Below are 12,811 nucleotides of genomic sequence, written 5' to 3'. Positions count from 1 at the left end.
GTGGCAAAGCGTTATTACGACATTTACGCTTAAAATTACGACATAACGGTTAATTTTTACGACATCTAATCTGGTTTTTACGACATTCTCCCAAAGTATAATTAGTCAACTGCACTCCTAAATAGAACTTTAACTGATTCAACTAATTCTGATTGCGTTTCCTTCTTCTTAAAAGTAATTCTTCTATTGCTCCCGTTCCAAATAACACCCCGATGATGATGGCTATACACCCCAAAATCTGAAACAATGTAATTTGTTCTTTTAATATTAGTGTAGTGCCTATTATTCCGAAAATGGTATTAAAGTTCCCAAATATAGCTGTTTCTGCAGCTCCGATTTGAGAAATAGCGAAATTATAAATCATGTGGCCGATGGCGGTTGCTAATAATGCAGAACCAAACAGTAGGGCATACATCTCAAACGGTGCATCTAAAAATTCAAGGAAATTCATTGGCTCTATCACTAACCCCATGAACAACAAGACAAAGGAGCCAAATAAAAGCATATAGCCTGTTAACAGCATGCTGTCAAAGTTTTGGGAAACCTTACGAATCACTAGAAAGCTTAAGGCTTGTGTCGTAATAGAAATGAAGACCATGAGATCACCAGAAGAAAATGAGGTGTTGACGTTCCCACCATTCATTACAGCCATTGTAACGCCAAAGGTCCCTAATAGAAACCCAAAGAACGAGAGTGGATTAAACCGGTTGAACCCAAAGACTAAAGCCAAAATAGCAGTAATAAGTGGACTAAAGCCTAGAATTACACCACCATTAATAGCACTCGTTTTCGATAGGCCGATGGATAATAACCAGTGATGGAGCACTACTCCCAGGAGACTTGCCAATCCAATCCATTTCCACTCTGACCCTTTAGGAAGTCTTAAACGATGAAAAAAGCCTAAAATGATGAGCACGCTAATACCGGCCAAGAAAATTCGAATACCTGTCATAGGAAGGGGGCTGAAATAAGTAACGAGCAATTTTAAGGCCACTAAGTTTAGCCCCCAAAACATCATAACCATTAGCAGCAAACTATAAATCCTAATTTTAGTCATACGATACCTCTTTTTTAGGTTGTTGTATTGCAAAGGCTTCGGTTAATTCGTAGAATATTCATTATATAAAAAGTACTCTAAAATTATAGTGTATACAAGAAAAAGAGATTGAGAGGATATTTTATGGTAGAGAGTATTGTGTTAAGACCTATTAAGATAGATGACTTTACAAAAGTGCTAAAGTGGAGCATGAATGAAGAATTTTGTTTGTTAAATGAATGGGAGTTAAATCGGGAAGAGAGAGAGCTTTACGAATGGTGGAAAAAATGCTGCGATATACAACATTCATCCTCCTTCCGTCGAATGGGGATAGAGGTTGCGGGACGACTGATTGGATATGCAGATATAGCGGAGATAAAAGGTAACACTGCAGAGGTCGGTATTGCAATAGGGGATAGCACGCTTTGGGGGAAGGGCATCGGTACAAGAGTACTAAAAAAGCTAATGCAATACGGAAAAGAGGCATTAGCGATCGAGGAATTTTACGCAGAAACCAAAACATCTAATCTTCGATCTAGAAAGATGTTAGAGAAGTTAGGGTTTTCTCAAACGGATATTAAGGAAGATATTTATTATTTTAAAATAATTTATACCGATGAGTAATTACTGATGAATACTTCTTATTTATAAAGAAGCATTTTTTTATTTTATCAATATAAAACAAATAAACAGGTATCAAAAGAATGTGTCCAAATTGTGAAGTAAGGAAAATGAGTAGTAAAATAATGCTTACATCCGTAAAAGTTATTTTGATATACTAAACAAACCGATTGGTATGTGGGGGTGTACTACGGAAACGGATACTACGTTAGTAAATATAAATAGTAACGAGTCTTCTTCCCATCTATGGATGATGAAAGAAAATGATAATAAGCATTAAGGGAGTTTTAAATAAGTGAATAAAACAATTAAGACAGGACCTATAATGGCTGCTCTTCTAGTTGCAGGCTTTGTAGGTTTATTTAGTGAAACGGCTTTAAATATTGCGTTAGCAGAACTAAGCAATATTTTTAGTGTCGATCCAACAACGGTTCAATGGCTTGCAACAGGTTATTTCTTAACACTCGGCATTTTAGTGCCTGTTACAGGAATATTGATGCAAAAGTTTACAACGCGCCAAATGTTTATGGCGTCTTTATTTTTCTCTATTATCGGAACAGTTTTAGCAGCTGTAGCACCATCGTTCGCAATACTCTTGACTGCTCGAGTAATTCAAGCGGCAGGTTTAGCAATTATCCTTCCATTAACGCAAAATGTTATCTTCACAATCTTCCCCCCAAACAAACGTGGGGGAGCTATGGGTATAATGGGGTTGGTTATCCTAGCAGGGCCAGCATTTGGGCCAACTTTAGCGGGGATGATTCTAGATACACTATCATGGCATTGGATTTTCTGGGTAACCATTCCGTTCCTACTATTCTCTCTAATATTCGGATATATTTACATACCGAATGTAAATGAAATACGTAACGTATCAATAGATGTCTTTTCTGTTATCTTGTCTACTATTGGCTTTGGTGGCGTCGTGTACGGAGTAAGTGTAGGCGGAGAATTCGGTTGGACAAGCGGCACCGTGCTTGGCTGTATTATTGTAGGTATTCTCGCGTTAATTTTGTTTGCATTCCGTCAAACAAAGATGGAAAATCCTATGTTAAATTTAAAAGCATTCAAGTACCCGTTATTCGTGCTTGGTTTGGTCATGAATATGATCACCTTCTTGAACATGTTATCTATGCTTGTTGTGTTACCGATGTATATGCAGATGGCACTTATCGTATCAGCGTTTGTGACAGGGCTAATCATGCTGCCGGGTAGCTTGTTGAACTGTATATTTGCGCCTATTATCGGAAAAATGTTCGATAAGTACGGACCGCGGGCAGTGATAACTCCTGGAACAATCCTAGTTGTAATTGGTTATGCGTTGTATACAATGTATGGCACTGATACAGCTCTATGGATCATGGTTGTTACTCATATCATTATGATGCTTGGTATAGGGATGGTTTTAGCATCTGTCCAAACAAATACATTGAATGCACTTCCAAGACAACTCTATCCCGATGGTATTGCGATTACACAAACGTCTCAACAGGTATCTGGAGCGATTGGTATCGCGGTGATGATTTCCATCTTCTCTGCTAAACAAAATAGTTATCTCAATGATGTGGCAAATGATCTTCCTGCTTCAGCAGCGAGTGGATCATCTCTCGTATTCACAATAAGCTTGGTTTTAGCTGTCATCAATGTGATTTTATCTTTATTTATGAAAAAGCCTCAACAATAAGCAAGAGACGATTGTCATTTGGCAATCGTCTTTTTTGATGGAGAGAAAATAAAATATAATTGGATATTTATGTTAAAATAAATGGTAGATAAAGTGGATTGTTTTTTTCGAAGAAGCTCGGTAAAAAGCAATTCGCACAAAATTATGCACTTGACTAGTCATCGCTCGAAACTGTGGTGTTATCGATCGGAAATGAGGTGTTATCTATCGATAAAGTGTGTGTATTAATCGATAATCTCTATCTATTAATCGATAAATACTTTCAAGAAAGCAATCGAGCGAAACGAGGGAGTCATCGATCGGAACCGAGGTGTCATCGATCGATAAAGCGAGTGAATCAATTGATAATCCATGTCTATCAATCGATAAAGTTTTTATGAGCAAGGTATCGCTCGAACCAGCGGTGTTATTGCTCGGTAAATTCTATCAAGATGGATAAGGAGCTAGCTATGTTAAATATTATAGAAATTTTGATTGGGATCACGGTTGTGACATTGGTATCCTATTCATTGATAAATACAAAATACTCCCAGTCATAAATATAGAAATAGCGGAGTTTTTTTCGTTATTTGGTTATTTGGTTATTCGTTTATAAAAGATAATCCTAAAAATAAAGGTACAGATGTATCCTTGCTGTTTACAACTGGCTCTATATTTATAACGACGATTGCTAAAATTTTTTTAATGAATGGAGGTGATAAGAGTGGAATTTATCGCTGGCGCTGCAATTTTAATAGTATTGGTAATTAGCACTAACACTATAGAAAAATCTTTAAAGAAAATGGAAAGGCAGAATGAAGAAATAATAAAAATTTTAGAGGATATTAAAAATAAGTAAAATTTCTTTTGGGGTAAGGGGGATTTAATGAACACAAGAGTGATGGCATATTTACATATTGCAAGCTTCAATGATTTTCCGGTTCATAAGGTCACAGAGCTACTTGGTATACAACCAACTGAGACAAGAATTAAAGGGCAATTAGGTAATAACCAGTTCCCGCACCGTTATACAAGCTGGAAATATAGCTCTGGCTATCAGGAAACTTTAGAGGTCGATAAGGTTCTTATGGAAGTGCTAGAACCCTTTGAAAATAAAGTACAAGAAATCCTTGCAGTAAAAGAAAAATATCAAGTGGATACAGTTATTCAATTGGTTATAGAAATATATAATGGTCGAACTCCTGGTTTAGTAATTGATCCAAGAGTGAGTAAATTTGGTGGAGATATTGATTTATATGCTTTTCCGTACGTAGAGCCTGACGAGCCTGAAATAATCGAAGGATATTTTGAAAAGTAAAAGCAGCCTCTTGGAAGGCTGCTTGTCAAAAGTGGAAATCGTCTTCTGTGATAATGATATCTTTGGGGTCGTATGGCTCGATATGAACAAACGCGATAGCATGGTTGTTCATTTTCTGGACATTTTGTTCGATCATTTCAGCGATATCATGCGAGCGGCGAACACTTAGGTTAGGGTTTACAGCAATCGTAATATCGATGAGCATTAAGCTGCCATGCTGTCTCCCTTTAATTTCGCGAATTTCACGAACTTGGGGGATTGTTTTTATTTCTTTATTGACCTTGTTTAATACCTCTATATCAAATCCGTCGGTCAATAAATAGACAGCTTCCTTAAAGATTTCAATAGCTGTTTTTATAATAAGAATCCCAATAACAAATGCTGTAATTGTATCGATTATGGGGAAACCAAAGATAGACGCTGTAATTCCGATTGCAGTTCCTATACTGACAAGTGCATCGGAGCGGTTGTCATAAGCAGCAGCCTTAACAGCTGTACTTTTAATCTCTTCAGCAAGCTTTAAGTTATACTTATAAACTGCAAACATTACAATTGCACTAAATAATGCAATAAAGATGGTTAGCACGCTAGGATCCTCAGTTGTTCTGTTAAACAAGTTTTTCCCTGCTGAAATCAATACTTCTATCCCCACATAAATCATGACAAAGGAAGCGATGAGAGAGGCAATGGTTTCTGCTCGGAGATGTCCATACTGATGGTTATGATCGGGAGGACGTTGAGATATACGTAATCCAATCAACACAGCAACAGATGCGATGATATCGGTGGTGTTGTTCAAGCCATCTGCTAATAGGGCTTGGGAACCGCCAAAGTAACCAACAGTTAGTTTTAAGGCACTCAGAAAAATATAAGCTCCAATAGATAGGTAGGCTCCTTTTTCCCCGGCTCGTAAGTTTGTATATAGCTCCAAAATGTTTCCTCCTACCAAAAGTCCTCTAAACATGAAAGAGGCTACACTACCTGGAAGTAGTGTAACCTCTTTATATTCAATTTAAGCGTCTGTTAAGTATAGCATAAATTTAATTTAAAGAGGAATGAGATTCTATTTAAATTAACTATTCAGTAAATAGTAGTATAATTTTGTAAAGGAAAAGAAAAGGGGTGACGACCATACTAAAGCAAGCGAGTCGTTCAGAAGCTGTGGATGCAGCATCACTAGCATTACTGCTATGGCCAAGCCATACGCTAGAAGAATTTAAAGAAGAGATGGAGCAATTAATAGATTCAACTGGATCGGCCGTTTTTCTAGTATATGCTGGTGAGGAGGCAATTGGCTTTGCACAATGTCAATTACGACGGGATTATGTAGAAGGAACGGATACAAGCCCGGTTGGTTATTTAGAAGGACTGTATGTAAAGGAGAGCTACCGCAAGCAAGGCTATGCAAAGTTATTGATAGCGCATGCTGAACAATGGGCTAGAAATAAGGGATGTCAGGAATTCGCAAGTGATTGTGAGCTAGCTAATGAAGAAAGCTTAGCAATGCACCTTCGCTTAGGCTTTACCGAGGCAAATCGAATCATCTGCTTTACCAAAAAGCTCTAGTGGAGAGTTAATGGAAGTAGCATGGCAGATTGATTTTTTGGTTTTGAAGTGGGAGAACCGAGATGGAAAAGTTCATTAATCAACATTTAGCTTTAGAAGTAAACGCTAATTGGTTCGGAACAGCATCGGTGACTCCTGCGGGAACAGCGCGAGGGAGAGTTAAGGAAGGAAAACTAAAAGCGTCATATCATGTGACAACGTTTTCCTGACCAACATCCTGTTGGCCCGCGGAAAGCGTCCGACGCAGCGGAGAATCCTGAGGTTTAAAAAAAGAAAGCACCTATGATTCATTATCATAAGTGCTTCTCATTCAATTTGTGTCCCACTCGCTTTTCTTCACCGTTAGTATTAAAAGAAATAGCTAATAAGCAAGCCGATGGATAAGAAGAATCCAAAGAAGGTGTTTGTGAGTGCTGTGCTTTTCATTGCTAACCCTGTTACAGGGGGATTGTTTTCCCCTTTTTGAAAGTTTTTGATAGCAGCTACTGGCTTAGGAAGGCTCAGTAGAACTACAAGAGACCAAAATGGAATCTGTCCAAGCATAACGAGGATCACAATCCAGGCATAGGCAAAGATAAATGCCCCGGCTAGTCCGAGGATCGCATTTTTACGTCCAAGAAGAATCGGCAGGGTTTTACGCCCTCCTTTAATGTCCTCCTCGATATCTCGAATATTATTAGACATATTGATTGCCCCCACTAAAACAGTCATTGGAACTGCAAGTAAGATACTAGAAGGACTGATTTCTCCAGTCTGAATGAAGTAAGCAATTAGAACAAAAGCAGCTCCCATTGCAACTCCAGAGAACAGCTCTCCAAATGGAGTATAGGCAATTGGTAGAGGACCTCCTGTATATAGAAACCCGATTGCCATCCCTATAAAACCTACTAATATAAGCCACCAGCTAGTAGATGCACAGATATAAAGACCGATGATAGCTGCTACTACATAGAGCAGGAGAGCAACTGTTAGAACGTTTTTAGGCTTTAAGCCATGACGAACAATTCCTCCCCCAATCCCTACGGACTCTACTGTATCTAAACCACGCTTGAAATCGTAGTATTCATTAAATAGATTTGTCGCAATTTGTAAGCAAAGACATGCTAAAAGCATTGCGATAAACATTACCCAATTAAGCTCCACATCAAATAATGCGATGACAGTCCCTAAAATAACCGGTACAAACGTTGCCGTTAATGTATGGGGACGAGTCATTTTCCACATCAGCTGTGCAGAAGTTAGTTCTTCTTTTTCCTGTACCATCTTTCATTTCCTCTCTATATAATGCTTTTTTTTGACTTAAATTCTCTACCAAACAAGTATAATTCTATCGGCATAGTAAAACAACTCCTCGCTTGGTCGATTGTCTCAAGATTAAGAGAATAGGGAAGTATTCATTAATTCTCCTTTGAACCTCTTTCTCTCTTATTCGTCTATTATTTGGAGAGAGGTGGGTTGAAATGAAAAAACTATTAGCCCTATTACTTATCACCTTTGTCCTTGTCGCTTGTAATAAGGAAGACTCTTCAGCGAAGCTTGAAATTATCAACGATTCTTCTGTTCCTCTTCAATCGATCATCCTTCATTATTATGAAGATGGACGACCGCTATCTACAGGAGGGGCTATGAATGCTGACCAATCCTTAATGGAAAAAGGAGATTCCTTTGTATTTGAGATCCTTCCTGACAGTGACCCGACTGACAAGCAAATTACTGTAGAGGTCATGGCTGAAAGAAAAGGGGAAGCTAGCATTTCGCTAGGGACTATTGATATTTCTGGTTATGAAAAAGGGGAGCGAATTACTTATAGGATTGTAGGGGATTCTTTCCAAAATTTAGAGGTTACGAAAGATAAATAGCAAACAGGCGGCTGAAATTGTATCTTCAGCCGCCCTTTTCTGTATAGAATGCAATCTTATCTTTTATTCCCAACAGGAATTTTCGCCTTTCGATAGCTATCCCATACTTCAACTGCGTAAGTCACAATAGTAGAGATAATGATAATCGCCCAGATAACGTTAAGCGAGGTAGAGATAGATTGGGATGAGAGTTCCATTACATCTGCAAGGTATGGGACAAGCTCGCTATTCAATAGATCTGGAGTGCCGGCAATAAAGAGTAGTACAACCGTGCTAATTAGATGAATTGCTGTATTCATCCAGAAAAGGGTCATGGTCCACTTTCCAACTCTCCATTTGTAGATAAGGAAAGCAAGCTCTATCAAGATAATAAAAGTGATAGCCGGCAAATAGGATAGGAGAGTTTCCTGGTTAAATATTGGCTGGGCAAACGTGAGACCTTGACCTTCTACTGAATGATAAATTCCAATGATTTTGTCTGCATAAAAGTAAGCTAGAGTAAAAATGGCTAACCAAGCTATGGTGAAGAAAATCTCAAATTTCGTTATCATTTTCTTTGGTGGAATGATGACGATGTCTTTTAAACTTTCAGGGCTCCAAGTAGTACCGATGGCTGTTAAGTTCTCCTTATCATGCGCTGTTCGATCAATCACGAAGAATACTGCAGTTATCCAAAAGAAAGTGTGGATTAAGGCTAGGATGATATCCACTACTGTATCGCCTAATGCAGAGAGGATGCTCATCAGCACGTCGTTTCCTTGGAAGGCAAATACTGCTTCGATAATATTGATAATGGTAACAACCATGATTACAATAGGATTTACTATTTTTAGAATGTGGATATAGGGATCATATACATGAGGACCAATTAAATACATTGGCTTGCCACGGTAGCTTGCTGCTAATGTGGCAGGGTTACCTAGCTTTCCTAGTGCTCCTTTTATTTCTTCCTCTGATGGATTCTCCGAAAGCATATCTTCAATTGATGATCTAAGCTCCAAACCAATATCTTCTCGATTTTTTTGTGGTAGCCGCCTGGTTACCTCATACACGTAAGTATCAACTAGGTTCATCGTGTTCCTCTCCTTTTAGTAACGACTTTAACTCAAGTGTCATTTTGCTCCATTCCTCTTTTAGTTGCTCAAAGACTTCTTTGCCATTTTCGCTTAATACATAATATTTTCTAGGTCTGCTCTCTGTTGTATCCCAGCTGCTCGTCACGAGTTCTTGTTTTTCTAGCCGCCTCAAAAGTGGGTATAAGGTGCTTTGTTCCATTACTACTCCAGCTTCTTCTAGTCTTTGTACTAATGAGTATCCGTACTGAGGGGTATCCAACTGGCTTAAAACGGCTAACGTTAGTGTCCCTCTACGTAGCTCTGTCTTATATGATTCGAGCGAAGATGTCATTTGATCATCACCTCTTATTTTCTATGCTGTATATCATACACTATTTGTATTCGGATAATACCGTGTTTGTCACAATAATGGGATTTTTTATAAAAATATAAATTTAATTAGGAAAACCAAAAATAAACCGTAAAAGAAAGAGGATTTTATGCTCTCACTTTTACGATTTTTAGCGTAAGAATATTTCGTTAAATGTTCATTTGTTATATTCAATATAACTTTTTAGAATAAAAGAGAGGAAAGCGTCAAACAAGATATAACCTTGGAATGTCTCAATAGGAGGGAATAGAAAATGGGTAGATTACAAGATAAAGTGGCAATCATTACAGGAAGTGGAGCAGGTATCGGAAAAGCTATTGCTACTGCATATGCGGAAGAAGGAGCGAAAGTTGTTATTGCCGACTTCAATGAGGAGGCTTTAAAGTCAACGGTAGATGAATTAAAGACCGCAGGACATACAGCTTTAGGAATTAAGGTGAATGTTTCAAATGAAGTAGATGTTCAACATATGGTTTCTGCTGCTATTTCGGAGTTTGGTCGTGTAGATATACTGGTCAACAATGCCGGTGTAGGTGATAACATGCAGGCTGCCGCTAATGTACAAGATGAAGTGTGGAATCGCGTGATGAATATTAATGTTACTGGTGTTATGCGTTGTATTCGTGCGATCTTACCTCACTTTGAACAAAATGGAGCAGGAACTATTGTAAATATGGCATCTCTTGCAGGGGTAATGGGTGGCCGTGGCGGTCTGACTTATACGGCTGCAAAGCATGCTGTAGTGGGAATGACGAAAAATGTTGCTTCTCATTATGGCCCGCTTGGTATTCGCTCTAATGCAATAGCTCCAGGTCAAATACAAACTGGCTTTACTGCTTCTATGGATAATATCGATCAATTTGGTATGCAACAGGCGATCCGTGGTGTATCTCTCATGCCGAGAGCGGGACAAGTATCCGATGTGTCTAATATTGCTGTATTCTTGGCATCTGAAGAATCTAGTTTAATTAATGGTGTCGTGCTAACTGCGGATGCAGGATGGAGTGCATACTAATCCTTCAGCGTTAATACGATAACAGAAAAAAATGGAAACGTTCTTCCAAGGAACGTTTCCATTTTTTATACGTACAAATAAGGGGGGGAGGGAGTAGAGAGATGAACATAACCTATACAAAGTTTCAAGCCGATTCCTTTAAAGAATACTATCGGTTAGTCTCAGATATTCGAGTGATGGCTCAAATTACAGAGAGGGAATTACCGCAGGAAGAAGCGAATGATAGATTTGCGCGTATTCTAAAACGAAATGAAGCACACCCGTTATATGGCTCCTATATGGTTAGGGAAGAAGATAGTTTTGTGGGATTAGGACATATTACTTTAAAAGAGGGGAAGAAAGGGGAAGCGGAAATCGGTTATATGCTATTGCCAGAGTATTGGGGAAAGGGCTATGGAACAGTTATCGCAAGGGAAATGGTTCGACTAGGTGTAGAAGGTGGTCTACATAAGCTAACTGCTATTATTGATCCGAAAAATATACCTTCCCGAATGATTCTTACTCGCTTAGGGTTCAGTTCTGAGGGACTTTGTGAATTTGATGGGCTGCCAGGTGAAGTATTAAGCTTGCAAATAGAGGAAGCCAAGGTGCTTTAAAACCCTGGCTTCTTTTTTTGCATAAATGTTGTCCACAAAAAATCCTCTCCGAAAAGCTCTTTGGAAGTAGATTTTTTCATCTTACGGAATTGAAGAATATTAAAGTCTCGTTCAAATATTCCTCTTAATCTCTCCTCTGTATATCCAATGCCTCTCTTTAAGCTCTGTTCCTTGTATATTTCTACATCGGAAGTAGGCAGAGCTCCTTTTGGGGTAAAACAGACAAGACCGAAGTGACCATCCTGTTTTAACAATCTTATTAAAGATTCTATATAGGAAATTCTTCTATGAGGAGTCAGATGATGAAACAAGCCGCTGTCATAAATAAAATCATACTTGTTTGGCTCTAGCTCCATATCGAAGAGTGAAACACATTGAAAGTTAATAGTTACTTCTTTTTTTAGAGCTCTCTCAGCTGCCCAGTTAATCGCATTCTCTGACAAGTCAATGGCATCTACCTCGCAGTCTTGGGAAGCCATGTAGATAGCGTTTCTACCTGGGCCACATCCTATCTCTAGTACTTTAAAAGGCTTGAACCCCTCATTAAAGTAACTAACTAAATTCTCATCCGGTCCTTCATTTTTAAAAAAAGGAATATCTTTTTCACGGTCGTTATAAAAGTCCTCCCAAAATTTCTTTGGCTCCCTAAAAACCTCATCTAATACTGTAAATAAATCTTGAACAAGTGAATTCAACATGTCCGCCCCCTTCTATTTTTATTTTACAAGAGAGAGGGCTGATCGTTGTTACACAGTCGTTAAAAGGAGTTTACATATCTTAAAAGGATGGGGACTCGATTGCTGGTAATTACCTCAATACATTCAAAAAATTGACCTTTCATTATTGTTAATTCATCTGGAAATAGATAAGTAAGCAAAAATACATAGAGGGCGGAGAATAGAAATTTTTGTGGTTTAAAAGGATACAATTTTCCATGATTAAATTCGTTATGTAACAATTGGAATATATTTGTAACATTTAGCGTACTAGAAGGAAACTGTATATAATTGGAGAACATTATAGCTATCAATGTGTGGGAAAAGAGAGATGGATATGAATCTATCAGAAATTACGCTTGTACTAGAAAATTATTTTATCCAACCTGAAGAAATAACTTTTATAAGAAATACGGAAAGAATTTTAGCGAAAATAAAAGATATAAATGGTCTTGGTTACTATATAAAAGGAGAGAAAGGAAATAGAGAGCATATTGAAAGGTGCTGTGAGTATGCGGAGTATTTAAGAAAAGAAGACTTCCCAACTTCTTGCTATCAAAAAGGCAAAGAGGGTTCCTATACATATTTATTCGACTCTAAAATTTTTACATTGGAAAAAGTGTTAAAAGGTAAGGAGATTCAAATACTTACGGATGATTATCTAAAATCTATTGCCTAAATGCTTGGGGAGCAACATCAATTATCAATAAGATCCGACATACATATTAACCAGGCTAACTCTTGGAGTCTTTTCGGCGGGAATGCTACGGATAGTATCTTAAAAATAGAATGGGAAAAACTTTTCTCGAGAGGTTATATTCTTTTTGGGTTTTATTAATCAATTTTTAATTTTAGCAGAAACACTAGTGGTTCGGAGCAGTGTCGGCGACTCCTGCGGGAGCAGGGTGGTAGGTAAGACAGCACAGCCACGCGCATTAGCGATGGGTGCTGGCTTACCACGCCCCCGAGGAAAGC

The 12,811-nt window shown here is 38.2% G+C and carries 16 protein-coding genes; 10 read left to right on the top strand and 6 right to left on the bottom strand.

Features of this window, described 5'->3' with window-relative positions; translation table 11 throughout:
- Positions 1-142: 142 nt before the first annotated feature.
- Positions 143-1,057 (bottom strand): DMT family transporter, encoded by a 915-nt coding sequence (locus AC1ECF_RS15760; RefSeq protein WP_480390386.1) that lies wholly within the window; start codon positions 1,055-1,057, stop codon positions 143-145.
- Between the two features lie 123 nt (positions 1,058-1,180).
- Between AC1ECF_RS15760 and AC1ECF_RS15755 the strand changes: the two genes are divergently transcribed.
- The 4 genes from AC1ECF_RS15755 to AC1ECF_RS15740 all read left to right on the top strand — a co-directional run bounded on the left by AC1ECF_RS15755 (position 1,181) and on the right by AC1ECF_RS15740 (position 4,638).
- Positions 1,181-1,660: a GNAT family N-acetyltransferase gene (locus tag AC1ECF_RS15755; protein WP_480390385.1), complete on the top strand. Its 480-nt coding sequence runs from the start codon at positions 1,181-1,183 to the stop codon at positions 1,658-1,660.
- Between the two features lie 322 nt (positions 1,661-1,982).
- Complete coding sequence (locus tag AC1ECF_RS15750) at positions 1,983-3,341, top strand: DHA2 family efflux MFS transporter permease subunit (protein WP_480390414.1); 1,359 nt, start codon at positions 1,983-1,985, stop codon at positions 3,339-3,341.
- 703 nt (positions 3,342-4,044) lie between these two features.
- Entirely contained in the window at positions 4,045-4,179 is a 135-nt protein-coding gene (locus tag AC1ECF_RS15745) for a hypothetical protein (protein WP_480390384.1), read from the top strand.
- A 27-nt stretch (positions 4,180-4,206) separates the two neighbouring features.
- Positions 4,207-4,638 (top strand): DUF4279 domain-containing protein, encoded by a 432-nt coding sequence (locus tag AC1ECF_RS15740; protein ID WP_480390383.1) that lies wholly within the window; start codon positions 4,207-4,209, stop codon positions 4,636-4,638.
- A gap of 25 nt (positions 4,639-4,663) precedes the next feature.
- Here AC1ECF_RS15740 and AC1ECF_RS15735 read toward each other — a convergent pair whose 3' ends face one another.
- Positions 4,664-5,569: a cation diffusion facilitator family transporter gene (locus AC1ECF_RS15735; RefSeq protein ID WP_480390382.1), complete on the bottom strand. Its 906-nt coding sequence runs from the start codon at positions 5,567-5,569 to the stop codon at positions 4,664-4,666.
- A gap of 200 nt (positions 5,570-5,769) precedes the next feature.
- Between AC1ECF_RS15735 and aac(6') the strand changes: the two genes are divergently transcribed.
- A complete protein-coding gene (gene aac(6') / locus AC1ECF_RS15730) occupies positions 5,770-6,204 on the top strand; it encodes an aminoglycoside 6'-N-acetyltransferase (protein WP_480390413.1) in 435 nt (144 codons plus the stop codon).
- Positions 6,205-6,266: 62 nt separating this feature from the next.
- Complete coding sequence (locus AC1ECF_RS15725) at positions 6,267-6,413, top strand: hypothetical protein (protein WP_480390381.1); 147 nt, start codon at positions 6,267-6,269, stop codon at positions 6,411-6,413.
- Positions 6,414-6,552: 139 nt separating this feature from the next.
- Here AC1ECF_RS15725 and AC1ECF_RS15720 read toward each other — a convergent pair whose 3' ends face one another.
- Positions 6,553-7,467 (bottom strand): 1,4-dihydroxy-2-naphthoate polyprenyltransferase, encoded by a 915-nt coding sequence (locus AC1ECF_RS15720; protein ID WP_480390380.1) that lies wholly within the window; start codon positions 7,465-7,467, stop codon positions 6,553-6,555.
- 197 nt (positions 7,468-7,664) lie between these two features.
- On the opposite strand from AC1ECF_RS15720, the gene AC1ECF_RS15715 reads away from it, so the two are divergent.
- Complete coding sequence (locus tag AC1ECF_RS15715; RefSeq protein WP_480390379.1) at positions 7,665-8,063, top strand: putative periplasmic lipoprotein; 399 nt, start codon at positions 7,665-7,667, stop codon at positions 8,061-8,063.
- A 56-nt stretch (positions 8,064-8,119) separates the two neighbouring features.
- On the opposite strand, the gene AC1ECF_RS15710 is transcribed toward AC1ECF_RS15715, so the two are convergent.
- Positions 8,120-9,136: a hypothetical protein gene (locus tag AC1ECF_RS15710; RefSeq protein ID WP_480390378.1), complete on the bottom strand. Its 1,017-nt coding sequence runs from the start codon at positions 9,134-9,136 to the stop codon at positions 8,120-8,122.
- Entirely contained in the window at positions 9,123-9,470 is a 348-nt protein-coding gene (locus AC1ECF_RS15705; protein ID WP_480390377.1) for a PadR family transcriptional regulator, read from the bottom strand. Before AC1ECF_RS15705 ends, AC1ECF_RS15710 begins: the two co-directional genes overlap by 14 nt.
- A gap of 292 nt (positions 9,471-9,762) precedes the next feature.
- Between AC1ECF_RS15705 and AC1ECF_RS15700 the strand changes: the two genes are divergently transcribed.
- Both AC1ECF_RS15700 and AC1ECF_RS15695 read left to right on the top strand, forming a co-directional pair.
- Positions 9,763-10,524, top strand: coding sequence for a glucose 1-dehydrogenase (locus AC1ECF_RS15700; protein ID WP_480390376.1), 762 nt, complete (start codon positions 9,763-9,765; stop codon positions 10,522-10,524).
- Between the two features lie 101 nt (positions 10,525-10,625).
- The gene (locus tag AC1ECF_RS15695) at positions 10,626-11,120 is read left to right on the top strand and encodes a GNAT family N-acetyltransferase (RefSeq protein ID WP_480390375.1); all 495 of its coding nucleotides are present in this window, start codon (positions 10,626-10,628) and stop codon (positions 11,118-11,120) included.
- Here AC1ECF_RS15695 and AC1ECF_RS15690 read toward each other — a convergent pair.
- The gene (locus AC1ECF_RS15690) at positions 11,117-11,818 is read right to left on the bottom strand and encodes a class I SAM-dependent methyltransferase (protein ID WP_480390374.1); all 702 of its coding nucleotides are present in this window, start codon (positions 11,816-11,818) and stop codon (positions 11,117-11,119) included. The genes AC1ECF_RS15695 and AC1ECF_RS15690 overlap by 4 nt on opposite strands.
- A 355-nt stretch (positions 11,819-12,173) precedes the next feature.
- Here AC1ECF_RS15690 and AC1ECF_RS15685 point away from each other — a divergent pair, with 355 nt between their 5' ends.
- A complete protein-coding gene (locus AC1ECF_RS15685; protein WP_480390373.1) occupies positions 12,174-12,515 on the top strand; it encodes a hypothetical protein in 342 nt (113 codons plus the stop codon).
- The last annotated feature ends 296 nt before the right edge of the window (positions 12,516-12,811 follow it).

This window comes from Psychrobacillus sp. Z3-81 (genome assembly GCF_056620325.1).
This window is presented reverse-complemented; position numbering and strand designations above follow the sequence as displayed.

Coding starts and splice junctions, on each gene's coding strand:
- AC1ECF_RS15760 (WP_480390386.1), bottom strand. CDS start 1,057: ATGACTAAAATTAGGATTTATAGTTTGCTGCTAATGGTTATGATGTTT.
- AC1ECF_RS15755 (WP_480390385.1), top strand. CDS start 1,181: ATGGTAGAGAGTATTGTGTTAAGACCTATTAAGATAGATGACTTTACA.
- AC1ECF_RS15750 (WP_480390414.1), top strand. CDS start 1,983: ATGGCTGCTCTTCTAGTTGCAGGCTTTGTAGGTTTATTTAGTGAAACG.
- AC1ECF_RS15740 (WP_480390383.1), top strand. CDS start 4,207: ATGAACACAAGAGTGATGGCATATTTACATATTGCAAGCTTCAATGAT.
- AC1ECF_RS15725 (WP_480390381.1), top strand. CDS start 6,267: ATGGAAAAGTTCATTAATCAACATTTAGCTTTAGAAGTAAACGCTAAT.
- AC1ECF_RS15720 (WP_480390380.1), bottom strand. CDS start 7,467: ATGGTACAGGAAAAAGAAGAACTAACTTCTGCACAGCTGATGTGGAAA.
- AC1ECF_RS15715 (WP_480390379.1), top strand. CDS start 7,665: ATGAAAAAACTATTAGCCCTATTACTTATCACCTTTGTCCTTGTCGCT.
- AC1ECF_RS15710 (WP_480390378.1), bottom strand. CDS start 9,136: ATGAACCTAGTTGATACTTACGTGTATGAGGTAACCAGGCGGCTACCA.
- AC1ECF_RS15705 (WP_480390377.1), bottom strand. CDS start 9,470: ATGACATCTTCGCTCGAATCATATAAGACAGAGCTACGTAGAGGGACA.
- AC1ECF_RS15700 (WP_480390376.1), top strand. CDS start 9,763: ATGGGTAGATTACAAGATAAAGTGGCAATCATTACAGGAAGTGGAGCA.
- AC1ECF_RS15695 (WP_480390375.1), top strand. CDS start 10,626: ATGAACATAACCTATACAAAGTTTCAAGCCGATTCCTTTAAAGAATAC.
- AC1ECF_RS15690 (WP_480390374.1), bottom strand. CDS start 11,818: ATGTTGAATTCACTTGTTCAAGATTTATTTACAGTATTAGATGAGGTT.
- AC1ECF_RS15685 (WP_480390373.1), top strand. CDS start 12,174: ATGAATCTATCAGAAATTACGCTTGTACTAGAAAATTATTTTATCCAA.